The sequence below is a fragment of the Mesorhizobium sp. Ca11 genome (genome assembly GCF_020165275.1).
Lineage (GTDB): Bacteria > Pseudomonadota > Alphaproteobacteria > Rhizobiales > Rhizobiaceae > Mesorhizobium.
In genome coordinates this window covers 23,527-45,951 of record NZ_JAIUHU010000024.1, presented here as the reverse complement: position 1 = coordinate 45,951, position 22,425 = coordinate 23,527, and the positions used below count along the sequence as shown (strand labels likewise).

At 63.9% G+C, this 22,425-nt stretch carries 20 protein-coding genes; 10 read left to right on the top strand and 10 right to left on the bottom strand.

What is annotated here, in order from left to right; translation table 11 throughout:
• Positions 1-245 precede the first annotated feature (245 nt).
• The 4 genes from LB538_RS27775 (at position 246) to msrB (ending at position 2,998) form a co-directional block, all read left to right on the top strand.
• Positions 246-785: a sigma-70 family RNA polymerase sigma factor gene (locus LB538_RS27775; RefSeq protein ID WP_095769497.1), complete on the top strand. Its 540-nt coding sequence runs from the start codon at positions 246-248 to the stop codon at positions 783-785.
• Positions 782-1,498, top strand: coding sequence for an anti-sigma factor domain-containing protein (locus LB538_RS27770; RefSeq protein ID WP_224532441.1), 717 nt, complete (start codon positions 782-784; stop codon positions 1,496-1,498). The genes LB538_RS27775 and LB538_RS27770 overlap by 4 nt, the downstream gene beginning before the upstream one ends.
• Positions 1,499-1,703: 205 nt before the next feature.
• Positions 1,704-2,261, top strand: coding sequence for a fasciclin domain-containing protein (locus LB538_RS27765; RefSeq protein ID WP_224532440.1), 558 nt, complete (start codon positions 1,704-1,706; stop codon positions 2,259-2,261).
• A gap of 233 nt (positions 2,262-2,494) precedes the next feature.
• Positions 2,495-2,998 carry a peptide-methionine (R)-S-oxide reductase MsrB gene (gene msrB, locus LB538_RS27760; RefSeq protein WP_095769500.1) on the top strand — a complete coding sequence of 168 codons (504 nt, stop codon included), beginning with the start codon at positions 2,495-2,497 and terminating at the stop codon, positions 2,996-2,998.
• Between the two features lie 239 nt (positions 2,999-3,237).
• On the opposite strand, the gene LB538_RS27755 is transcribed toward msrB, so the two are convergent.
• Together LB538_RS27755 and LB538_RS27750 are read right to left on the bottom strand one after the other, a co-directional pair.
• On the bottom strand, positions 3,238-4,851 hold the full coding sequence (locus LB538_RS27755; protein WP_411909067.1) for a DHA2 family efflux MFS transporter permease subunit: 1,614 nt from the start codon (positions 4,849-4,851) through the stop codon (positions 3,238-3,240).
• 116 nt (positions 4,852-4,967) lie between these two features.
• Positions 4,968-6,161 (bottom strand): HlyD family secretion protein, encoded by a 1,194-nt coding sequence (locus LB538_RS27750; RefSeq protein WP_224532439.1) that lies wholly within the window; start codon positions 6,159-6,161, stop codon positions 4,968-4,970.
• A gap of 132 nt (positions 6,162-6,293) precedes the next feature.
• On the opposite strand from LB538_RS27750, the gene LB538_RS27745 reads away from it, so the two are divergent.
• Both LB538_RS27745 and LB538_RS27740 read left to right on the top strand, forming a co-directional pair.
• Entirely contained in the window at positions 6,294-6,992 is a 699-nt protein-coding gene (locus LB538_RS27745) for a TetR/AcrR family transcriptional regulator (RefSeq protein ID WP_095769503.1), read from the top strand.
• A 344-nt stretch (positions 6,993-7,336) separates the two neighbouring features.
• Positions 7,337-9,694 (top strand): DNA translocase FtsK, encoded by a 2,358-nt coding sequence (locus tag LB538_RS27740; protein WP_411909066.1) that lies wholly within the window; start codon positions 7,337-7,339, stop codon positions 9,692-9,694.
• Between the two features lie 30 nt (positions 9,695-9,724).
• On the opposite strand, the gene yihA is transcribed toward LB538_RS27740, so the two are convergent.
• From yihA to LB538_RS27705, 7 genes are all read right to left on the bottom strand, one after another.
• A complete protein-coding gene (yihA, locus tag LB538_RS27735; RefSeq protein ID WP_224532437.1) occupies positions 9,725-10,393 on the bottom strand; it encodes a ribosome biogenesis GTP-binding protein YihA/YsxC in 669 nt (222 codons plus the stop codon).
• Positions 10,394-10,407: 14 nt separating this feature from the next.
• Positions 10,408-11,046 carry a CatB-related O-acetyltransferase gene (locus LB538_RS27730; protein ID WP_140845343.1) on the bottom strand — a complete coding sequence of 213 codons (639 nt, stop codon included), beginning with the start codon at positions 11,044-11,046 and terminating at the stop codon, positions 10,408-10,410.
• A gap of 154 nt (positions 11,047-11,200) precedes the next feature.
• The gene (gene dnaQ / locus LB538_RS27725; protein ID WP_140546255.1) at positions 11,201-11,905 is read right to left on the bottom strand and encodes a DNA polymerase III subunit epsilon; all 705 of its coding nucleotides are present in this window, start codon (positions 11,903-11,905) and stop codon (positions 11,201-11,203) included.
• A gap of 193 nt (positions 11,906-12,098) precedes the next feature.
• Entirely contained in the window at positions 12,099-12,692 is a 594-nt protein-coding gene (coaE, locus tag LB538_RS27720) for a dephospho-CoA kinase (RefSeq protein ID WP_224532436.1), read from the bottom strand.
• Positions 12,692-13,525, bottom strand: a complete 834-nt coding sequence (locus tag LB538_RS27715; protein WP_224532435.1) for a shikimate dehydrogenase — start codon at positions 13,523-13,525, stop codon at positions 12,692-12,694. Before LB538_RS27715 ends, coaE begins: the two co-directional genes overlap by 1 nt.
• Complete coding sequence (locus LB538_RS27710; protein ID WP_224532434.1) at positions 13,518-14,117, bottom strand: Maf-like protein; 600 nt, start codon at positions 14,115-14,117, stop codon at positions 13,518-13,520. Before LB538_RS27710 ends, LB538_RS27715 begins: the two co-directional genes overlap by 8 nt.
• A gap of 242 nt (positions 14,118-14,359) precedes the next feature.
• Positions 14,360-15,181 (bottom strand): pyruvate, water dikinase regulatory protein, encoded by an 822-nt coding sequence (locus LB538_RS27705; protein WP_224532433.1) that lies wholly within the window; start codon positions 15,179-15,181, stop codon positions 14,360-14,362.
• A 494-nt stretch (positions 15,182-15,675) separates the two neighbouring features.
• On the opposite strand from LB538_RS27705, the gene hemE reads away from it, so the two are divergent.
• The 3 genes from hemE (at position 15,676) to rho (ending at position 18,680) form a co-directional block, all read left to right on the top strand.
• A complete protein-coding gene (gene hemE, locus LB538_RS27700) occupies positions 15,676-16,704 on the top strand; it encodes a uroporphyrinogen decarboxylase (protein ID WP_224532432.1) in 1,029 nt (342 codons plus the stop codon).
• Positions 16,701-17,237: a protoporphyrinogen oxidase HemJ gene (hemJ, locus tag LB538_RS27695; protein ID WP_224532431.1), complete on the top strand. Its 537-nt coding sequence runs from the start codon at positions 16,701-16,703 to the stop codon at positions 17,235-17,237. The genes hemE and hemJ overlap by 4 nt, the downstream gene beginning before the upstream one ends.
• A gap of 177 nt (positions 17,238-17,414) precedes the next feature.
• Entirely contained in the window at positions 17,415-18,680 is a 1,266-nt protein-coding gene (rho, locus tag LB538_RS27690; RefSeq protein WP_095769513.1) for a transcription termination factor Rho, read from the top strand.
• A gap of 171 nt (positions 18,681-18,851) precedes the next feature.
• Here rho and LB538_RS27685 read toward each other — a convergent pair whose 3' ends face one another.
• Entirely contained in the window at positions 18,852-20,867 is a 2,016-nt protein-coding gene (locus LB538_RS27685) for a thioredoxin domain-containing protein (RefSeq protein WP_224532430.1), read from the bottom strand.
• Positions 20,868-20,996: 129 nt separating this feature from the next.
• On the opposite strand from LB538_RS27685, the gene mnmE reads away from it, so the two are divergent.
• Positions 20,997-22,304, top strand: a complete 1,308-nt coding sequence (mnmE, locus tag LB538_RS27680; protein WP_224532429.1) for a tRNA uridine-5-carboxymethylaminomethyl(34) synthesis GTPase MnmE — start codon at positions 20,997-20,999, stop codon at positions 22,302-22,304.
• The last annotated feature ends 121 nt before the right edge of the window (positions 22,305-22,425 follow it).

The window sequence follows — 22,425 nt, the reverse complement described above, 5'->3', positions numbered from 1 at the left end:
CCGCCGCGGTGCAGAATTCTGCTCCGCTGCACTTTTGACTAAGGTCACGGAATGGATTCCAGGGTCTTCGCGACGCCGCTGCGCGGCTGCTCCGCCCTGGAATGACGAGGTTGGGAGGCTTCAGCCCGCCGCTTCAGCCGTCCTGAAAGCTTCTCCATCGAGCCGCGTAGGATCGGCCCGTGGCCGCTGGTGGACAACGCTTCCGCCGCCGTTGCAATTAGATCGCAATCTTCTAATTTGCCTGCATGGCGCCGCAGGATATCAGCAAGCTGATCGTCCGGACTTCGATGAAGGACCGGGCGGCGTTCGATCTGCTCTACAAGCAGACCAGCGGGAAACTTTTCGGCGTCTGCCTTCGTGTATTGCGGGACAGGGGAGATGCGGAAGAAGCGCTGCAGGAGGTCTTCGTCAAAATCTGGACGAAGGCGGATCGTTTCGCGGTTTCCGATCTGAGCCCGATTTCCTGGCTGGTGGCCGTTGCGCGCAATCATGCGATCGATCGCATCCGGTCGCGGCGCAGTCCTTCTGCCAACATCGATACGGCCCTCGACGTCGCCGATCCGGCGCCGGGACCCGAGGCCATGGCTGTGGCGGGCGGCGAGACCGAACGCATCTACCATTGCCTCGACGAACTGGAGCAAGACCGGGCGGCGGCCGTCCGGGGCGCCTATCTGGGCGGCGAGAGCTATGCCGAGTTGGCGGAGCGCTTCAAGGTTCCGCTGAACACGATGCGGACTTGGCTGCGGCGAAGCCTGCTGAAACTGAGAGAATGCCTGGAAAGATGACGCTGGCAGAGGACAACGGACCGGAACGTGGAGGCGACGATCTGCTCGCCGCCGAATACGTTCTCGGCGTCCTGGCAGCCGACGAGCGCCAGATCGCTTCCCGTCGCATCGATGCCGAGGCGTCGTTCGCCCGCCTGGTCGACGCCTGGGAAGCCCATTTCGCGCCCATGGCCGCCGCCTATGCCGCGGTCGAGCCGCCGGCTTCCGTGAAAGTGGCAATCGACCGCCGCCTGTTCGCTTCGTCCGCGTCCACGGCGCCCAGCGGCGGCCTGTGGGCGAGCCTTGCCTTCTGGCGCGGCCTCGCCGCGGCGGCCGTCGCCGCTTTGGCCGTCTATGTCGCCCTGCCTTACGTCAACCAGCCGGTCCAGCCGCCCGAGACCAGGCTGGTCGCCTCTCTGGCCGCCGACAACAGCAACGTCAAATATCTTGCCGTCTATGACGCCGCCCGCCACGAGGTCGGCCTATCGCTGGTCTCCGGCGACCGCGGCGCCGGCAAGGATTTCGAGCTGTGGATGATCGAGGGCAAGAACGCGCCGGTCTCGATGGGTGTCATCCCCGCCGGCCCGACCGCGCGCATGGCGGTCACGCCCGCCGTCCAGCAGAAGCTGGCGCAAGGCGCCGTGCTCGCCGTCAGCCTCGAACCCTCCGGCGGTTCGCCGACCGGCCAGCCGACCGGTCCGGTCGTCGCCGCGGGTGACCTGAAGGGAATCTGACCCTGGTCAGCCCATCATCGAAGACTAACTGAAGTCTATATTCTCCTTCGCTAGGCGGGGAAAAGTTCCCTGTCACCATCGATGACGCGGGCGGAATAAAGCGTCGAAATAAAAAATCGCGCCCTTCGTGAAACTAACGTTTTTCGGGCCCGTATCTCCTCGCGTTCCCAAGGACGGGAAGAAACAACCCGAGGAGACTGACACTATGCGTAAGCTCGCCACCCTTTTGCTTGCCTCTACACTTGGCCTTTCGGCGCTCGGCACCATTGCCTACGCCGCCAATCCGATGGTCGGCGGCGCGCCGATGTATGCCAAGAAGAACATCATCGAGAATGCCGTCAATTCGAAGGACCACACAACTCTGGTCGCCGCCGTCAAGGCCGCCGGCCTGGTCGACACGCTGCAGGGCGCCGGTCCGTTCACCGTTTTCGCGCCGACCAACGGGGCCTTTGCGGCGCTCCCGGCCGGCACGGTCGACACGCTGCTCAAGCCCGAGAACAAGGACAAGCTGACCAAGGTGCTGACCTGCCATGTCGTCGCCGCCAAGGCGCTGGCCGCCGACGTCGCCAAGATGGCCAAGGCCGATGGCGGCGCCCACCAGGTCAAGACGGTCGGCGGCTGCGACCTGACGCTGAAGGCGGAGAAGGGCAAGGTCACCGTCACCGACGAGAACGGCAATGTCGCCCATGTCACCATCGCCGATGTCCGCCAGTCGAACGGCGTCATCCATGTCATCGACAAGGTTCTCTTGCCGAAGATGTAACAAAGCGGGCCTGGCCGGCGAAGACATGGCTGAGCGCTGGCCGTATCATTCAAGATCCGCGCCGCCGGCAGGGGTGTGCTCCGCGCCCGTCCCGCAAGGGCGGCGCGGAGCAGCATCCGGAGCGTTCCAGGAAGGTTCTGTCCGGAATTGCTCGAACGAGGAGATGGGGCGTCACCGGCTTTTGATTTCCGGCGCGGGCTCTATCTTGGCAAAATGCGTCAGGAGGAACGGCCATGAACCGTCGTGATTTTCTCTGGAGCGGGGCCGCCGCCACCGCTCTCATCGTCGGATCCGCAGCGATGCTGCGTGCCGGCGGACCGAAGCCCGCTCTCGCCGCCGAGACGTTCGAAATCACCAAGACCGATGCCGAGTGGCACGCCATCCTTTCGGACGAGGCCTTCGATGTGCTGCGCAAGCAAGGCACCGAATATCCCGGCACCAGCCCGTTGCTCAACGAGCATCGCAAGGGCATCTTCGCCTGTGCCGGCTGCGACCTGCCGGTCTATTCGTCGGAGACGAAATTCGATTCCGGCACCGGCTGGCCGAGCTTCTGGCAGGAGATCCCGAACTCCATCGGCAAGACCGAAGACCGCTCGCTCGGCATGACCCGCACCGAGGTCCATTGCCGGCGCTGCGGCGGCCATCTCGGCCATGTCTTCGATGACGGCCCGCCGCCCACCGGCCTGCGCCACTGCATCAACGGCGTGGCGCTGAGCTTCAAGCCGGCTTCAGCCTGAGGTGGGTTGAGATTCAGGTGAGGCCGGCCTGCAAATGGCAGCTTCCTGCGCTTCCGGTGCTCACGTACGAAAAGTACGCTCCGCTCCGGTTCTCGGAACCCACCATTTTCGACTCGGCCTGACCTGAATCTCAACCCACCTTGGAGTCGCTTTCAATCTCTCCAAAAAGAATGACCCCGGAAATCGTCACCGGTTTCCGGGGTCACGCGTTGAGGACGCCAGGCGGGGGTTCCGGCTCCTCAATGGCCTCCGCCGCCACCGCCGCCCTGCGGGGCCGGCTTGTTGATGAACAGCACGAAAAATCCGAGCGAGGCGAACAGCACCGTCAGCATCATGAACACGTCCATGAAGGACAAAAGCGCCGCCTGCTGGTGCACCATGGCGGACAGCTTCGAGATCGCAGCGCTTGCTGCGTCGAGACCTGCGGTCTGCTCGAAATTCTGCGTCATGTTCTGCAGCTTGGTCTGCGCCGCCTCGCTGCCCCACTGCACATGCTCGGAGAGCCGCGCATAGTGGAAGGCGTTGCGGTCGATCAGCACCGTGTTGATCACCGCGAGGCCGACGGCGCCGCCGAGATTGCGGGTCAGGTTGAACAGGCCCGACGCATTCTTCAGCCGTTCCGGCGGCAGCGTGCCGAGCGCGATGTTGTTGATCGGCACCATGCACAGCATCATCGAGCAGCCGCGCAGGATTTGCGGGATCAACAGCTCATAGAAATCCCAGTCGGCCGTGAGATGCGTCATCCACCAGGTGCCGGTGGCGAAGCCGACGAAGCCGATCATCATCATCAGCCTGAGGTCGATCTTGTTCGACAGGATGCCGGCAATGGGCGCGGTGAAGAACATCGCCAGGCCGCTGACGAACAGCGCCTCGCCGATCATCATCGAATCGTAGCCGCGGATACGCCCCAGGAACACCGGATAGAGATAGGTGAGCCCGTAGAGGCCGATGCCGACGACGAAGGAGAACAGCGAGCCGAAGGCGAAGTTGACGTTGCTGAAGGCCCTCAGGTCGACGATCGGCTCCTCGGCGGTGAAGACGCGCCAGAAGAAGATGACGCCGCCGATGGTCATGATGATGGCGCAGGCAAACACTGCCGGCTCCTGCAGCCAGTCATGGTTCGGGCCTTCCTCCAGCACATATTCCATGCAGCCGAGGAAAGCGGCCATGCCGACCAGGCCCCACCAGTCGAACTTCGAGAACAGTTTCAGGTTGGGCTTGTCGAAGTCGATCAGCGACCAGGCGGCCGTCGCCACCATGATGCCGGGCACGACATTGATCAGGAACAGCCAGTGCCAGGACATGGCGTGGCTGATATAGCCGCCCACCGTCGGGCCGATCGTCGGTGCCAGCGTCGCCACCAGGCCGATCATCGGCGACACGACGGCGCGCTTGGAAGGCGGGAAGATGGTGAAGGCGGCCGCGAAGACGCTGGGGATCATGCCGCCGCCGATAAAGCCCTGGATGGCGCGGTAGACGATCATCTGGTCGATATTGGTGGCGGTCGCGGCAAGCGCGCTGGCCGCGGTGAAGCCGGCCGCCGCGGTGGTGAACAGCACGCGCGTCGACAGCATGCGGCTAAGGAAGCCGGACAGCGGGATCATCACCACCTCGGCGATCAGGTAGGCGGTCTGCACCCACGGGATCTCGTCGGAGCTGGCGCTCAGGCCCGCCTGGATTTCCGAGAGCGAGGCCGAGACGATCTGGATGTCCAGGATCGCCATGAACATGCCGAACACCATCGCCAGGAAGGCGACGACGCGGCGCACGGGCATATGGTCCGCGGGCAGGGCCGGCGCGGCAGCGACCGGACGTCCGGGCATTGATCCTGCGGTGATGGTTGCGGTTGCCATGTCATGGCCTCCCCGGGCAATTCCTGGGACGAGCGCGTGGCGGTCCCGAATTGCGTCGAAAACGATAAGCAGGCTGGACGGCCCGGCGCTCGATCGGCCGCCGGGCCGCCCCCCAATCAGTTGGTCGTCGAAGCCGGCGCGGTGCGGCTGTCGACCGCGACGACGACGCTCAGCCCGGCGCGCAGCTTGCCGGCCTTCAGCACGTCCGCCGGGACGTCGATGCGCACGGGCACGCGCTGCACCACCTTGGTGAAGTTGCCGGTGGCGTTTTCCGGCGGCAGCAGCGAGAACACCGCGCCCGAAGCCGGCGCCAGCGAGGAAACCGTGCCTTCGAAGGTCTGGCCGTCGATAGCGTCGACGGTGATGCGGACCTTTTCGCCGGGCACCATCCGGCCGAGCTGCGTCTCCTTGAAGTTGCCGACGATGTAGAGCTTGTCCATCGGCACGACGACGGCGAGCTTCTGGCCGGGGCTGACGAGATCGCCCTGCTCGACCGAGCGGTTGCCGACGACGCCGTCATAGGGAGCCTTCAGCACGGTGAAGGACAGGTCGCGCAGGGCCTTGTCGCGGGTGAGCTGCAGCGAGGCGAGCGTCGAGGCCGACTCGGCGCGCTGCGCTTCCAGCACGCCGATATTAGCCTGCGCCGCCGCAATCTGGGCATCGGCGCCGACAAGCGCCGCCTTGGCCTGGTCGAGCGCGGTCTGGGCGTCGTCGAGCTGGGCCTGCGTGCCGACATGGGTCTTGACGAGTTGCGCCGCCCGCAGCTGGGCGCGCGCCGCATTGTCGGCGGCGGCCTGGTCCGCGACCTTCTGTGCCTGGGCCTGCGACAGCGAAGCCTGGGCCGCCTTGGTCTGGGCGTCGATGCGGTCGAGCGTCTTCGCCAAGGTGGCGATCTGCGCCTCGGCCTGGGCCACGGCGATCTTGTAGTCGCCATTGTCGATGACGAACAGCGGATCGCCGGCCTTGACCTGCTGGTTCTCGCTCACCAGCACCTTGTCGATATAGCCGGATATTTTCGGCGACACGAACGACATATCGGCCTGGACATAGGCGTCGTCGGTGGAGATCATGAACCGTCCGTCGATCCAATAGTTATACCCATACCAGGAGCCGGCGCCGAGCAGGGCAAGGCCGATGATCGGTAACAGGAAAGAGCGGACAGAGCGCTTCTTCTTGGCGGGTGCTTCAGCCGCCGGCGTCGCAACAGGAGCGGCGGGCTGGACAGGAACTTCCGGCGCTTCGGTCGAAGGCTGGATCTTGGCGTTGGGAAAAGAGCGGACTTCGGCGGTGGCGGGCGCGTTCGAGGACATAGCGATCTCTCTGGATGTCAGTCATACTGAACCGTTCGGTTCGAATTGGAGATTGACATAGCGCGGAAAGAGGACCATATCAAGAGGAAATCGAACCGAGCGGTTCGAAATATTTTTCAAGGAACGACTTCCATGGTCGACACGACAGCCGATAGCGATCTGCTCGACTTACGCAAGGGCCGCCCGGCGGCCGGGCAGGATCCCGTAAAACGGGCCCAGATCATCGAGGGCGCCCGCCGCGTCTTTATAGACAAGGGTTTTGAAGCGGCCTCGATGAACGACATCACGCGCGAGGCCGGCGTCTCCAAGGGCACGATCTACGTCTATTTTCAAAACAAGGAAGAGCTGTTCGAGGCGCTCATCGAGGAAGAGCGCGGCACCATCTTCAAGAACATGTATGAAGTGCTCGACCATTTCGACGACCTGCGCAAGACGCTGGTGAAGTTCGGCACCGTGCTTTCGCTGAAGATCACCTCGGCCAAGGTCATCCAGGCCCAGCGCACCGTGGTCGGCGCGGCCGATCGGATTCCGGAGCTTGGCGCGCGCTTCTACGAACGCGGCCCCAAGCGCGGCCACGACAAGGTCATGGCCTTCCTCAACGAAGCCGTCGAACGCGGCCTGCTTCAGATCGCCGACGTCGACCTTGCCGCCTACCAGTTCACCGAGCTTTGCCTCGCCGGCCTGTTCCGCCAGTGCATCTTTTCCTATCGCACCAAAGCGCCGAGCCAGGCGGAGATCGAGCACGTCGTGACCTCCGGCGTCGAAGTGTTTCTCAAGGCCTATGCCACGGAAAAATTCTTCGCCGAGGAACGGGCGTTGCAATCGGCCTGACCGTTCGGGCATGCGGATTCCGGAGCGCAAAGGGCGAAGCTGAAGGGGTCGCGAGGCGTCGCCGCGAAATCCATCGGTGCGGTCTGCCTCGACCGCGAAGACCGGCCTGAAGACCCCCCTCTCAAAATATCGATCGGCTTCGTCCGGCAGGCGCTTTCGGAAGAACCTGTTAACCATCGCTTCCTATGTCTCGGGATACGTTCAATCGGCGAGTCTCGAGTATGACATCCATGCGTTTCCCCCGTGCCAATCATCCCGGCGCCTCAGCCCACGACAGCGACGACGAACATCGCAATCCGCGGGAAACCGGGCGCCATGGCGCAGTCCCGCAAGCAGGACAGGTCGTGCCGCTGCGAGTCCTGCCCGGGGGCGAATCGGCCGCCGCTCGTAACGCATCGTCCGACTCGGCCGGCGATTCGGCCGGCGACGATTTCGCCCTCCCCACCTGGCAGAACTATTTCTTCCTTGCGCCCAATGTGCGGTTCACGCGCACGCCGGACACCGACCTCGCCAGGCGAGCCGCTCCGCCGGAGGATGCCGCTCAGGGCAAGGCATCCGCCGCCGAGCCCGTCCGGCCTGCGCCTCCGGCTCCGCCGCCAGCCGCTCCGGTCCGGAAAAGTTCCGCCGCTCCCGCCTCGGCGCCGATGCAAACCGGGTCGATCCGCGCACCAGCCACTGTTGCCCCTGCCATCGTCCCGGCCGCAGCGGCCGCGCCGAGCCAGGCTGCTGCTCCGACACTAAAACCGCGCCTGAGCGGATTGCGCTGGTCCTATCTTTCCGATCATGCCTTTTTCGAGTTCGGCATGCCCTTTCTTGCCGAGCGCCTGGCGCGGGCGCGTCTGACTGAGGCCGGGCAGGCGCCTGCCGTTCCGGCGCAGCCATTGATGAAGCCGGTGCCGGCGCAGCGTCCGGCCGCGCAACCCGTCCAGCCCCGTGCCGCCTTCCCGGGCGAGGCGACGTCATTTTACCGGGTCATCGAATGGCGCTCCAACACGGCGGAGGCAAGTCCGATCTTGGCGCCCGTGCCGGCTCCGGCGGCCGCCCAACCGGCGCCTGCCAAGCCCATGCCGATCTCCGCCCCGGCAAGCGCCAGGAAAGCCAGGCAGGCACCATCGTTGCCCATGGCCGGCGAGGTCGAGCCGCTATCCGCGATGGGCGGCTACGAGCTTCCTTCGGAAGAGCTTCTGCAGATGCCGCCGGAGGGCCAGGGCTTTTACATGTCGCAGGAGCGGATGGAGCAGAATGCCGATCTGCTCGAAAGCGTGCTGGAGGATTTCGGCGTCAAGGGCGAGATCATCCATGTCCGGCCGGGGCCGGTCGTCACGCTCTACGAGTTCGAGCCGGCGCCGGGTGTGAAATCCAGCCGCGTCATCGGGCTCGCCGACGATATCGCCCGCTCCATGTCGGCTGTATCGGCGCGTGTCGCCGTGGTGCCGGGCCGCAATGTCATCGGCATCGAGCTGCCCAACGAGACGCGCGAGACGGTCTATTTTCGCGAGCTGATCGGCTCGGCCGGCTTCCGCAACACCTCCTGCAAGCTGGCGCTCGGCCTCGGCAAGACTATCGGCGGCGAACCGGTCATCGCTGAGCTCGCCAAGATGCCGCATCTGTTGGTGGCGGGCACCACCGGGTCGGGCAAGTCGGTCGCCATCAACACCATGATCCTGTCGCTGCTCTTCAGGATGAAACCGCAGGAATGCCGTCTCATCATGGTCGACCCCAAGATGCTGGAGCTCTCCGTCTATGATGGCATCCCGCATCTTCTGACGCCGGTCGTCACCGATCCTAAGAAGGCCGTCACGGCGCTGAAATGGGCGGTGCGCGAGATGGAGGACCGCTACCGCAAGATGGCGCGCCTCGGCGTGCGCAACATCGACGGCTACAACCAGCGCGCGGCCGGCGCCCGCGACAAGGGCGAGGTCGTGACCATGCAGGTGCAGGCCGGCTTCGAGAGAGGCACGGGCGAGCCGCTGTTCGAGGAGCGCGCGATCGACCTCGCGCCGATGCCCTACATCGTCATCATCGTCGACGAGATGGCCGACCTGATGATGGTGGCCGGCAAGGAGATCGAAGGCGCCATCCAGCGGCTGGCGCAGATGGCACGCGCCGCCGGAATCCATCTGATCATGGCGACGCAACGCCCGTCCGTCGATGTCATCACCGGCACGATCAAGGCCAATTTCCCCACCCGCATCTCCTTCCAGGTGACGTCGAAGATCGACAGCCGCACCATCCTCGGCGAGCAGGGCGCCGAGCAGCTGCTCGGCCAGGGCGACATGCTGCACATGGCAGGCGGCGGGCGCATTTCGCGCGTGCATGGCCCCTTCGTTTCCGATGTCGAGGTCGAGCATGTCGTGGCGCATCTGAAGGCGCAGGGACGTCCCGAATATCTCGACACCGTTACCGCCGACGAGGAAGAAGAACAGGAAGCGGCCGACACCGGCCCGGTCTTCGACAAAAGCGCGATGGCCGAGGAGGATGGCGACTCGCTCTACGAAGAGGCCGTCAAGGTGGTCAAGCGCGACAAGAAGTGCTCGACCTCCTACATCCAGCGCCGCCTCGGCGTCGGCTACAATCGCGCCGCCTCATTGGTCGAGCGCATGGAGAAAGAAGGCCTGGTCGGCGCTCCCAACCATGTCGGCAAGCGCGAGATCCTCAGCGGCCGGCGCGATCGCGAGCCGGAACGCGACGAGATGGATTGATCCTGAGGGATCGGTCCCTGGCGGGCGGCGTCAGCCGCCGTTCGCTACCAGGGCGATGGCGGCGCGCAGCTCGTCCAAGCCCTCGGCTTTTTCCGACGAGGTGGCCAGCACCAGTGGAAACGCCGCCGGCCGCTTCTTGATCTTGGCCAGCGTCTCCTCGATCAGCCTCGGCACGCCCGCGGCCTTGATCTTGTCGGTCTTGGTCAGCACCACCTGGTAGGACACTGCCGCCTTGTCGAGCAGGGTCAGCACTTCCTCGTCCTTGGCCTTGATGCCATGGCGCGCGTCGATCAGCACATAGACGCGCTTCAGCGTCACGCGGCCCTGCAGATATTCGTAGATCAGCTTGGTCCACTCATCGACCTTGTCCTTTGGCGCGCTGGCATAGCCGTAGCCCGGCATGTCGACCAGCGCCATCGGCGGCAAGTCGGCGCCCTCGCCGGAAAAGCCGTCGGGCACGAAATAGTTGAGCTCCTGCGTGCGGCCCGGCGTGTTCGACGTCCGCGCCAGGCCCTTGTGCCCGACCAGCGCGTTGATCAGCGACGATTTGCCGACATTGGAACGGCCGGCGAAGGCGATCTCCGGCGGGCCTTCCGGCGGCAGGAATTTCATCGACGGCACGCCGCGGATGAAGACCCAGCCACGGGTGAACAGCTCCGGGCTGATCGCCGTTTCGTTCGGGGTCTTGTCGTTTGTCATTTTTTCGGGCGCGTTCAAACCGCTGCCTCCAGCCTGGAAATGTCGGCGCCGCGGATGGCATTGAGGTTGCGGCTGATCTTGTCGACCGGCCAGTCCCACCAGGCCGCCTTCAATAGCCGCCGCACCGTGAATTCGTCGAAGCGCATCTTCACCACCTTGGCCGCATTGCCGGCCACGATCGCATAAGGCGGCACGTCGTGCGTGACAACCGATTTCGCCGCGACAATGGCGCCGTCGCCCACCGTCACACCCGGCATGATCACCGCATCCATGCCGATCCACACGTCATTGCGTATCGTGGTGTCGCCGCGGATCTCCTTCGACCAGGTCTGCGGGTCGAAGCCTTCCTCCCAGCCATGGCCGAAGATGTTGAACGGATAGGTCGAGAAGCCCGACATGGCGTGGTTGGCGCCGTTCATGATGAAACGCGCGCCTTCGGCTATGGCGCAGAACTTGCCGATGATCAGCTTGTCGCCAATGAAGTCGTAGTGATGCAACACGCATTTCTCGGCGAATTTGTCGGGACCGTCAGGGTCGTCGTAATAGGTGAAGTCGCCGATCTCGATGTTGGGCGACGTCACCAGTCCCTTCAGGAAGCCGACGCGCGGATGCATCGCAATCGGATGCTTGACGTTGGGATTGGGTCCGGTCATCGCGGTCCTTTGCGGGCGGGTTTGGGCGCGGTCGGCGCGCGCGATCAAACTAACGCGATCCTTCGACGCGACCAACCGTTCAATGGCTGCCGCGACAGATCGCGATCGGATTGGAAAGGGCGCTGTCTCCAACGTCAGCGCGAATAGCGCCCGATCAACCCACCGCCACTTTCAGCCACAGCGCCTTTTCGCCGAGCGTCGCGACCAGCCCCGCATGCGCCGCCCGATCCGTTTCACTGAGCCGCGGCGGCAGGGCGATGGGTCTCGCGCCGATCGAGATGTCGATATCGGCCACCTCGCCTGCGCCGTTCATGTGCACCGCCACGGACTCCAGCACCAGCGCCGCCTGCTTGCCGCCGATGAGCTCGATATAGACCTCGGCCAGCAATTCGGAGTCGAGCAGCGCGCCGTGCTTGGTGCGGCGGGTGTTGTCGATGCCGTAGCGCCGGCAGAGCGCGTCGAGCGAGTTCGGTCCCATCGGATGCTTGCGGCGCGCCAGCGCCAGCGTGTCGACCACGCGGCCGGGATCGATGGCAGCTTGCTCAAGCCGGCTGAATTCTAGATTGAGGAAGCCGATATCGAAGGTTGCGTTGTGGGCGATCAGCCGGGCGCCGTCGGTGAAGTCGAGCCATTCCTGCGCGATTTCGGCGAAGGTCGGCTTGCCGACCAGGTCGGCGGCGCTGATGCCGTGCACGGCCTGCGCCTCGGCATGGATCGCGCGCCCCTGCGGATTGATGAATTTGTGGAAGGTGCGGCCGGTCGGGAAGCGGTTGACCAGCTCGACGCCGCCAAGCTCGATGATGCGGTCGTCGCGCAAATCGAGGCCAGTGGTTTCCGTATCGAAGATGATCTCACGCATTCGAATCAGTTCGCTTCCCAAACGAGCAGAATCATACACCAGAACAAAATGGCAATGGAGACTGGCGAAGGCCTAACGCCTGACCTCCGAAAATCGGAATCGATTTTGGGAAAAGGTTCATGCGCAAAATCAAAGCGTTACAGCGTCCTTTGCGCGTCCGAACGGGCGCGGCGCTGTAATGTCAGGAGCCGGCTTAGCCGGACTTTTCCCCTGAGAGTTCGGCGACGATCGCCTCGACCCTCTTTCGCGCGGCGTCGAAGCCATGGCCGGTATCGATGATGAAATCGGCCTGGCGGCGCTTTTCGGCGTCGGGCACCTGCCTGGCGAGGATGGATGAAAACTTCTCCTCGCTCATGCCCGGCCTGGCGAGCACGCGCTCGCGCTGGATTTCGGGCGACGCGGTGACGACCACGACCTTGTCGACACGGTTGCGGCCGCCGGTTTCGAACAGCAGCGGGATGTCGAGCACGGCAAGCCGCGCGCCAGCGGCGCGATGCTTTGCGAGAAACACATCGGCGTCGGCGCGCACCAGCGGGTGAATGATTGCCTCGAGCCGCTTCAGCGCGGCCGGATCGGCGAGCACTTTTTCGGCGAGCTTGACCCGGTCGACCGCGCCCACCTGCGTCGTGCCCGGAAAAGCCGCCTCGACCAGAGGGGCGGCCTTGCCGGAATAAAGGCGATGCACGGTCTCGTCGGAATCATGCACCGGCACGCCGGCCTCGGCGAACATTTTCGCCGTGGTGGACTTGCCCATGCCGATCGATCCGGTGAGGCCAAGCACGATCATCAACGGCCCTCGATATCGGCGACAATCATGCGCCGCAATTCGGGCGTCACTTCGGGTTTCCTGCCGAACCAGCGTTCGAAACCTGGCACGGCCTGATGCAGCAGCATGCCGAGACCATCGACCGTCTTCAGGCCGCGCGTCCTGGCGGCGGCAAGCAAGGGCGTTTCCAACGGCACATAGACAATGTCGATGACGATGGCATGGCCGGGCAAGCCGGCCGGATCGGCGGAGAGCGTGGCGTCACCATGCATGCCGAGCGAGGTGGTGTTGATCAGCAGGCCGGCATCGGCAAGCAGCTCACTGAGCGCGCCCGCGCCATGCCCCGAGACCCCGGCGCCGAAATGGCGGCTGAGTTCCTCGGCTCTCGCGAGCGTCCGATTGACGATGCGTATATCCTTGACGCCACGCTCCTTCAGCGCGTGGATGACCGCGCGGGAGGCGCCGCCGGCGCCCAGAACCACGGCCGGCCCATTGGCCGCCCAGCCCGGCGCATGGTCGTCGAGGTTGGCGGCGAAGCCATAGCCGTCCGTGTTGCCGCCCCAGAGAAGGCCATCCTCGAACCACAGCGTGTTGACCGCGCCGATTTCATCGGCCGCATGGTCTCGGCGGGCTACTCCGGCGAAAGCGGCTTCTTTGTGCGGAATGGTGACATTGCCGCCGCGGTAGCCGTTATCGCCGAGGGAGTTCAGGAAAGCGGCGAAATCCGCCGGCGCGACGTCGATCGCCTGGTAGCTGCCGTCGATGCCGTATTGTGCCAGCCAATAACCATGGATTTTCGGCGAGCGCGAATGGGCGATTGGATGTCCGGTGACAAATGCTTTTGCCTCAGCCATCGATGGCCCCCAAGGCGCGCAATTCCTTCAGCACGGGCAAAAGCGGCAGGCCGACGATGGTGAAATAGTCGCCCTCGATCTTCTCGAACAGCTGGATGCCTTCGCCCTCGATCTGATAGGCGCCGACGCTGGAAAGCGCCTTGACGCCGACGCGGGCCAGGTGCCGGCCGATGAAGCCGGGGTCGAGCTTGCGCATGGTGAGGCTCACGACGCCGACATGGCGCCACAGCACTGCGCCGTCGCGGCAAAGCACCGCGGCGCTGTTCAACTGATGCGTCTTGCCGGACAAGGCCAGGAGATGGCGGCGGGCGCCTTCCATGTCGGCGGGCTTATGAAAAATCTCGTCGCCCAGCGACAGGGTTTGGTCGCAGCCGAGCACCAGGGCGCCCGGCTTGCGCTCGCTGACCTCGGTCGCCTTGGCCTCGGCCAGGATCGACGCGACGTCCTCCGGTGAAACACCGCTGTCCTTCAGCGGAGCCTCGAGCGCGCGCTCGTCGACATTTGCCGGCACCGCCTCGATGTCGAGGCCGGCGCTGTCGAGCATGGCTTTTCGGAATGGGCTGCCGGAGGCGAGGATGATCTTTTCAGGCATGATGGTTCATTCAACCGTTGCGATCCGTCCAGCACCCCTCATCCGTCTCGGCGCTGTCGCGCCGATCCACCTTCTCCCACAAGGGGAGAAGGAAAGTCCAACGTCACCGCAAATCGCCGCCTGGCGGTAATCGCAGGACGCTGGCGCCGCGTTCTTCCTTCTCCCCTTGTGGGAGAAGGTGGCCGAGCGAAGCTCGGTCGGATGAGGGGTGTTGGACGGAGTGCTCACTTACATCGCTTGCCCTAGCGCGTCTTGCTCCGCAGGGCAACGATCGCCGCGGCCGTTTCCTCGATGGAGCGGCGGCTGACGTCGATCATCGGCCAGCCATGCCGCGTGCAGAGCTGGCGGGCATAGGCGAGCTCCTCGTTGATCGCGGCGCGGTCGACATAATCGGTCGGCACGAAGGCGGCGCTGTTGCCGAGGATACGGTTTTGCCTCACATGCGAGATGCGCTCGGCCGTGGCGACCAGGCCGACGACCAAAGGCGTCTTAGCGGCGATCAGGCTTTCGGGCAGCGGCACGCCGAGCACGATCGGGATATTGGCGGTCTTGATGCCGCGATTGGCGAGATAGATGCTGGTCGGCGTCTTCGAGGTGCGCGAAATGCCGATCAGCACGATGTCGGCATCGTCCATATTGGCCGGCAGCTGGCCGTCATCATGCTCCATGGTAAAGTTCAGCGCATCGATGCGGCGGAAATATTCGGCGTCGAGCACGTGCTGGGCGCCGACGCGGCGACCGGCCGGCGTGCCGAGATAGGACTGGAAGACGGTCAGCACCGGTTCCAGCACCGAGACGCAAGGCAGGCCCATGGCAGCGCAGCGCTCATCGATCGAACGCGCCAGCTTCTGGTCGACCACCGTATAGAGAATGATGCCTGGCTCCTCCTCGATGTCCTCGAAGACCTTGGCGATCTGCTTTTCCGTGCGGATCAGCGGATAGATGTGCTCGATGGCGCGCGCATCCTTGTATTGCGCGGACGCCGCGCGGCCGGCCGCCAGCAGTGTCTCGCCGGTGGCGTCGGAGATCAGATGCAGATGGAAGAAGCTCTGAGGTTTGTTCACAGGGGGTGGGTCCAGGCTGTGGGCAATTGTGGACAAGGCTGGATGGGCAGGCCTTGGGCAAGGAAGCGACTGTATCAGATGACCGCTTGTCCACAATTCGACCAGCTGTAGGCTTTGTCGCGGCGCTGGGGACAAAACCGGGGATCAAGTTTTCTTGGCCGATCTCATCCACAGGGCGAGGTTCGGAACGGTAAGTCCAAGCTTTTGACTCCAAAGCTGGAATCCGCTTCGTCCCCAGAACCCTCCAAATTGCGAAAGCGAGTACGCGACAATATGCTGACTGGCCTTTTCGAGCCGCAGGCTGGACAGGTCGCAACCATCACAACCAACAGACTCTTAGAATCAGAAGACTCTTTTAAAATAGATATTTGATTTAAGAGGGGCGCGCATGACCCCGAACCAGAGGTTCGGAAAGGATCATGCGCTAAATGAAAGCGCTACAGCGTCCTTTGCGCGTCTAAGGACGCGCGGCGCTGTAGAGAGGGCAGCGCAGGATGGCTGGGAAACGGATCGTGCTCGACGTCCTCAAGGGCGAGACGGTTTCACCGCCGCCGCTCTGGATGATGCGTCAGGCGGGCCGCTATCTTCCGGAGTATCGCGAGACCAGGAAGCGAGCGGGATCCTTCCTCGATCTCTGCTACGATCCGTACCTTGCCGTCGAGGTAACGCTGCAGCCGATCGAGCGCTTCGGCTTCGACGCCTCGATCCTGTTCTCCGACATTCTCGTCGTGCCCAATGCCCTGGGGCGGGATGTCCGCTTCGAGGAGGGCCGCGGACCGGTCCTGAAGCCGATCTCGGCGGCCGAGATTGCGGCGCTGAACGGCGACATGTTTCACGTGAATCTCGAACCGGTCTACGAGACCGTGCGCCGGTTGCGGGCGAAACTGCCCGATGAGACGACGCTGCTCGGCTTCTGCGGCGCGCCCTGGACGGTGGCGACCTATATGATCGCCGGCCACGGCACACCCGACCAGGGCCCTGCCCGGCTATTCGCCTATCGCGAGCCCGAGGCGTTCGGGCGGCTTCTGAAGATTTTGGCCGATCATTCGGCCGCCTACCTCATCCGCCAGATCGAGGCCGGCGCCGATGCGGTGCAGATTTTCGATTCATGGTCGGGCGTGCTGGACGAGCCGTCCTTCGAGGCTTTCTGCATCGAGCCGGTCGCCGAGATCGTCGCCCAAGTGAAGGCGGTTCACCCCGAGGTGCCGGTGATCGGTTTCCCGAAGGGCGCGGGCGAGCGCTATCGCGACTACAGGAGAAAGACCGGCATTGCCGGTCTCGGTCTCGACTGGACCGTGCCGCTGTCGATGGCGAAGGAGCTGCAGCGCGACGGAGCGGTGCAAGGCAATCTCGATCCGTTGCGCCTGGTCGCCGGCGGCAAGGCGCTCTCTGACGGCGTCGAGGCAATTCTGAGGACTTTGGGTGACGGGCCGCTGATCTTCAATCTCGGCCACGGCATCACGCCGGAAACGCCGGTGGCGCATGTCGAGGCGATGGTGAAAATGGTGAGAAGCCGCCGATGAACGATGTAAGCAGCGAGAACAGCACTGGCCAGGCGATGAAGCGCATGGCGATCGGCATTGCCCTGCTCGTCGTGCTGACGGCGCTGCTTTATCTCGCGGCACCCGACAGCTTCTATCCGTGGGCCAAGGCGATCCATGTGATCGCGGTCATTTCCTGGATGGCCGGCATGCTCTATTTGCCGCGTCTCTTCGTCTACCATGTCGATGCCGAAAGGGGCTCGGTGCAGTCCGAAACCTTCAAGGTGATGGAGCGCCGGCTGCTCAGAGGGATCATCAATCCGGCGATGACCGCGACCTGGGTGTTCGGGCTTTGGCTTGCCTGGAAGGGCTTTGGATTCCAGGGCGGCTGGCTGCACGCCAAGATTGCGCTGGTGCTCATTTTGTCGGGGCTGCATGGCTATCTCGCCGGCGCGGTCAGGAAATTTGCCGAGGACAAGAACGAAAAGCCGGCGAGGCACTGGCGGATCGTCAATGAGATCCCCACATTGCTGATGATCGTCATCGTCATCCTGGTCGTCGTGAAGCCGTTCTGAGGCCTTCCCGGATCCGGCCAGGCCCAGCAAAAGGCGGCTTGCTCTTTCAGTCGAGCGACGATACAAGACGGGTCTTCCTTCCCGTCATGCGCCGCCCCTTTTCTCGCTTTCGGCCGCGCCCGACATTTGTCGCATCCAGCCGATTTCCCTCTCCAAAGCCTACCCAGAGTCTATCTAATGCAAGAAATGAAACTCGCAGAGTTCAAGAACAAGAAGCCGCCGGAGCTGATCGCTTATGCCGAGACGCTCGAGGTGGAGAACGCCAGCGTCATGCGCAAGCAGGAGCTGATGTTCGCGATCCTGAAGAAGCTCGCCGCCCAGGATGTCGAGATCATCGGCGAAGGCGTGGTCGAGGTGCTGCAGGACGGTTTTGGCTTCCTGCGCTCGGCCAACGCAAACTACCTGCCGGGTCCCGACGATATCTATATCTCGCCGTCGCAAATAAGGCGCTTTTCGCTCAAGACCGGCGATACGGTTGAAGGACCGATCCGCAGCCCGAAAGAGGGCGAGCGCTATTTCGCGCTGCTCAAGGTCAACACCATCAATTTCGACGACCCGGAGAAGATCCGGCACAAGATCCACTTCGATAATCTGACGCCGCTCTACCCGACCAAGCGGCTGAAGATGGAGATCGACAATTCGACCTCCAAGGACATCTCGCCGCGCGTGATCGACCTGGTCGCGCCGATCGGCAAGGGACAGCGCGCGCTGATCAACGCGCAGCCGCGCACCGGCAAGACGGTGTTGATGCAGAACATCGCCCATTCGATCACCGCCAACCACCCGGAATGCTATCTGATCGTGCTTCTGATCGACGAGCGCCCGGAGGAAGTGACCGACATGCAGCGCTCGGTGAAGGGCGAGGTGATTTCCTCGACCTTCGACGAGCCAGCGGCGCGCCACGTGCAGGTCGCCGAAATGGTGATCGAGAAGGCCAAGCGCCTGGTCGAGCACGGCCGCGACGTCGTCATCCTGCTCGATTCGATCACGCGTCTCGGCCGCGCCTACAACACCGTGGTGCCGTCATCCGGTAAGGTGCTGACCGGCGGTGTCGACGCCAACGCGCTGCAGCGCCCGAAGCGCTTCTTCGGCGCCGCCCGCAATATTGAGGAAGGCGGCTCGCTCACCATCATCGCCACCGCGCTGATCGATACGGGCAGCCGCATGGACGAAGTCATCTTCGAAGAGTTCAAGGGCACCGGCAACTGCGAAATCCAGCTCGACCGCAAGGTGGCCGACAAGCGCATCTACCCGGCGATGGACATCCTCAAATCGGGCACCCGCAAGGAAGACCTGCTGGTGCCGCGCGCGGACCTGCAGAAGATCTTCGTGCTGCGCCGCATCCTCGCGCCGATGGGCACGACCGACGCGATCGAGTTCCTCATCGACAAGCTCAAGCAGACCAAGACCAACGCCGACTTCTTCGATTCGATGAATACGTGATTGGGGCGATGCCCTTCCTCCTTCTCCCCTTGTGGGAGAAGGTGGATCGGCGCCCAGCGCCGAGACGGATGAGGGGTGTTCCAGCGGAATGAGACGCTGGCTTTCCCTGGAGCACCCCTCATCCGTCGCCTTCGGCGACACCTTCTCCCACAAGGGGAGAAGGGAAAGGCACTATCGCCGCAACAGATTCTCCAACTCCTCCGCATCGGTCACCGCCGGCAGGCACACCTGCCCGCTGCAGAACCAGGCGCCGGCCTTGTCCGTCGGCGGCAACACGCCGCCCGGCAACAACGGTCGATTCGCTTCCGTACCAATTGGCACGACGATGTCGACGCGGCGCGGGTCCGGATTCCGATTCGCAGCCGGAACGAGGCTTGGGGTATCTAGCTTGTCTATGATGACGAGCTTCAGCGGCTCGAGCGCCAAGGCACAGGCGTTGACGATGCCGGCCTGGCCGTAGGCCTGCTGCGAGGCGCGGCCCATTGCATGCTCGGCGGTCGTCCACGCCTTTTCCCAGAGAGCGAGGTCGCCGGTGAGCGATGACAGCCGCACCAGCGCCTCGACGATCTGGCTGGTGGCGGACGGGATTGCTTCATCCACATCACCGCGGATGCGGATCGGAACGTCGCCGCTGTCCGACGCCGTCAGCCAGTAGCCGCTCTTTTGTTCATCCAGGTGCCAGCGGTCGAGCTCGCCGATGAACTGCCGGGCGCGATCGGAATAGGCCGGATCGCCGGTCGCCTCGAACAGCGCGATCGCCGCGTTGGTCATGGCGGCATAATCGCTGGACAGCGCCGGGAAAAGCCTCTTCGCGCCTAGCATGGAATGCGGCAGCCGTCCGTCCTCGCCGGCCTCGACGATATGGCCGAAGGCTTTTGCGGCGGCGTCAATCCAGTTGCGCCGCCCAAGTGAACGGCCCGCCTCGGCGAGCGCCGCGATCATCAGCCCGTTCCAGTCGGTGAGCGCCTTGCCGTCGCGGCCCGGTCTGACCCGTCCTTCGCGGACGCCCAACAGCTTTGCCTTCAGAGACGCCAATTTCGCATAGTCGGCGATGCCTTGAGCTTGCTGGGCCTCGCTCTGGCGAATGATCGGCTTGCCTTCCCAGCCATGCGGCGCGGCGAGCTCGAAATACCGGAAGAAGGTCGACGTATCGTCGCCGAGCGCGGCTTCGACTTCGTCGCGGTTCCATGTGTAGAAAAGCCCCTCCTCGCCATCGCTGTCGGCATCGAGGCTGGCGGCGAAGGCGCCGCCTTCGACCAGCATCTCGCGCAGCAGCCAGCCGACGGTCTCTTCGATTCGTACCCGGAACAAGACGTTGTCGGTGGCCGCATGGGCCCAGTTGCATAGGCGGATGAGCTGGGCGTTGTCGTAAAGCATCTTCTCGAAATGCGGCACCAGCCATTCGGCGTCGGTGGAGTAGCGGCTGAGACCGCCGCCGACATGATCGTAGATGCCGCCGGCGAGCATTTTTTCGAGGCTGGCGAGCACCGCGTCGCGATGCGCGGCCTCGCCGTCACGCAGCCAGGACAGCCAAAGCGTGTGCATGAAGGGCGCGTTTGGGAATTTCGGCGCGCCCTTCAAGCCGCCGAGATCGCGATCGATCATGCCGCCGATGCGGGTGGCGAGATCGGCCAGCGTGCCGCGATCGAGCACCGCCTTGCCCGTCGCGCCGGCAAGCCGCTGCTCGACATGGGCGGTCAGCCCGTTGGCGCTTTCGGCGAGGCTCTGCTGCTTCTCGCGCCAGGCCTTGTCGACCGCTTCCAGCACCTGGATGAAGCCGGGTCTTCCGTAACGCGCCTCGCGCGGGAAATAGGTGCCGCCCCAGAAAGGCTTGCCGTCGGGCGTCAGAAACATGGTCAGCGGCCAGCCGCCCTGCTCGCCCATGGCGTGCAGCGCCGCCATATAGATCTGGTCGATGTCGGGCCGCTCTTCGCGATCGACCTTGATATTCACGTAGAGCCGGTTCATGACGGCGGCCACGGCGTCGTTCTCAAAACTTTCATGCGCCATGACATGGCACCAGTGGCAGGCGGCGTAACCGATGGAGAGCAGGATCGGCCGCCCGAGCTGCTTCGCTTCGGCAAGGGCCGCAGGCGACCAGCCGCGCCAATGGACAGGATTGTCGCTGTGCTGCTGCAGATAAGGGCTGGCCTCTTCGGCAAGCAGGTTTCGTGCGGGTAAGGTCACGATGGACGCTCTTTTTTGGGTCTGATGCATCAACGCTGAAGCATGATGCCGAAAAGTGTGAAGCGGATTTCGGCCGTGCTCTACCTTTCAATCTAGGCGGTTCGGCAGGTCCGGCAAATGGTTTCCCCAATGGCTTCGAAGGATTCGATCGTTGCGCTGTCGAGCGGCCGCTTGCCGGCAGGCATCGCCGTCATCCGAATTTCCGGCCCCAAAACTCGATTCGTGGTCGAAACGATAGCCGGATCCGTTAAGGATCGGTTTACCACGTTACGAAGGCTCCGGGCGGCGGACGGCTCGATCATCGACCACGGCCTCGTTCTGTTCTTCCCAGGTCCCGGCAGCTTCACCGGGGAGGACGTTGCCGAGTTCCAGGTCCATGGCAGCCGCGCCGTTGCGGCAAAGATGCTGGAGACGATCACGCAGTTTGAAGGCGTGAGGCATGCTGAGCCAGGAGAATTCACCCGGCGCGCCTTTCTCAACGGCAAGCTTGACCTCGTCGAGACCGAAGCGCTCGCCGATCTGGTCAATGCCGAGACGGAGGCGCAGCGCCGCTTCGCCCTGCGCAATGCCGAAGGCGCGCAAAGCGAACTCTATTCGAGCTGGCGCCGCCGGCTGATCCATGCGCGAGCCATGATCGAGGCGGAGATCGACTTCGCCGAGGAAGAGGATGTGCCGGGTTCCGTTTCGGAGGCGGTCTGGTCCGACGTGTCGGTAATGATCGGGGAAATCGATCGCCACATCGGAGGTTTCAAGGCCGCGGAGATCATTCGCGATGGTTTCGAAGTCGTGATCCTCGGCGCCCCGAATGCCGGCAAGTCCAGCCTGTTCAACGCCTTGGCGCGGCGCGAAGCGGCGATCGTCACCGATGAACCGGGCACGACGCGCGATCTGCTCGAGGTGGTGATGGACCTTAACGGGCTGAAGGTGCGACTTGTCGACACGGCCGGGCTGCGGGAGACTGCGGGCAAGGTCGAGTCGATCGGTATCGAAAGGGCGCGGGCCAAGGCCGACGTGGCGGATCTCGTTCTGCTGCTGGAGGATATGGCCGATCCGGCGCCCGTTGGCGATATCCCAGGTGGGGCTCCGTTGTTGAGGATCGGAACGAAGTCGGATATCGCCAATGCCGGCGCCGGGAAATATGACCTCGTGATTTCGTCCAAGAACGGCAGCGGTCTGGACCGCCTTCTGAACGAGATCGGGGCCCGCGCCGCCGCCGCGGTTGGCGAGGTGGGTGACGTGCTGCCATCCAGGCTGCGCCATGTAGAGTTGCTCAAAGAGGCAGTGGATTTCCTGCGGGCGGCACTGTCGGGCCAAAGCCAGGAGCTGCGCGCCGAGGAACTACGGCTGGCCGCCGAGCGCCTTGGCCGGATCATCGGCGCGGTCGATGTCGAAGATTTGCTCGACGTCATCTTCTCGCAGTTCTGCATCGGTAAGTGATTCACGTGAAACACGGGTTGGGGCGCTACCCCGCAATGATTCACGTGAAACACCGCCGCCGCTGCCAGCTTCGCAGTTGTCGCTGGGGATGGCAAAGCTCGCCATTCATTGTTTCACGTGA

Bases quoted from the DNA above. Each gene is read 5' to 3' on its own strand.
- LB538_RS27730 (WP_140845343.1), bottom strand. From the start codon at position 11,046: ATGACCGGACCCAATCCCAACGTCAAGCATCCGATTGCGATGCATCCG.
- yihA (WP_224532437.1), bottom strand. From the start codon at position 10,393: ATGACAAACGACAAGACCCCGAACGAAACGGCGATCAGCCCGGAGCTG.
- LB538_RS27755 (WP_411909067.1), bottom strand. From the start codon at position 4,851: ATGGCAACCGCAACCATCACCGCAGGATCAATGCCCGGACGTCCGGTC.
- coaE (WP_224532436.1), bottom strand. From the start codon at position 12,692: ATGATCGTGCTTGGCCTCACCGGATCGATCGGCATGGGCAAGTCCACC.
- LB538_RS27770 (WP_224532441.1), top strand. From the start codon at position 782: ATGACGCTGGCAGAGGACAACGGACCGGAACGTGGAGGCGACGATCTG.
- mnmE (WP_224532429.1), top strand. From the start codon at position 20,997: ATGGCTTCGAAGGATTCGATCGTTGCGCTGTCGAGCGGCCGCTTGCCG.
- LB538_RS27710 (WP_224532434.1), bottom strand. From the start codon at position 14,117: ATGCCTGAAAAGATCATCCTCGCCTCCGGCAGCCCATTCCGAAAAGCC.
- msrB (WP_095769500.1), top strand. From the start codon at position 2,495: ATGAACCGTCGTGATTTTCTCTGGAGCGGGGCCGCCGCCACCGCTCTC.
- hemJ (WP_224532431.1), top strand. From the start codon at position 16,701: ATGAACGATGTAAGCAGCGAGAACAGCACTGGCCAGGCGATGAAGCGC.
- LB538_RS27745 (WP_095769503.1), top strand. From the start codon at position 6,294: ATGGTCGACACGACAGCCGATAGCGATCTGCTCGACTTACGCAAGGGC.
- LB538_RS27775 (WP_095769497.1), top strand. From the start codon at position 246: ATGGCGCCGCAGGATATCAGCAAGCTGATCGTCCGGACTTCGATGAAG.
- LB538_RS27765 (WP_224532440.1), top strand. From the start codon at position 1,704: ATGCGTAAGCTCGCCACCCTTTTGCTTGCCTCTACACTTGGCCTTTCG.
- rho (WP_095769513.1), top strand. From the start codon at position 17,415: ATGCAAGAAATGAAACTCGCAGAGTTCAAGAACAAGAAGCCGCCGGAG.
- LB538_RS27750 (WP_224532439.1), bottom strand. From the start codon at position 6,161: ATGTCCTCGAACGCGCCCGCCACCGCCGAAGTCCGCTCTTTTCCCAAC.
- dnaQ (WP_140546255.1), bottom strand. From the start codon at position 11,905: ATGCGTGAGATCATCTTCGATACGGAAACCACTGGCCTCGATTTGCGC.
- hemE (WP_224532432.1), top strand. From the start codon at position 15,676: ATGGCTGGGAAACGGATCGTGCTCGACGTCCTCAAGGGCGAGACGGTT.
- LB538_RS27715 (WP_224532435.1), bottom strand. From the start codon at position 13,525: ATGGCTGAGGCAAAAGCATTTGTCACCGGACATCCAATCGCCCATTCG.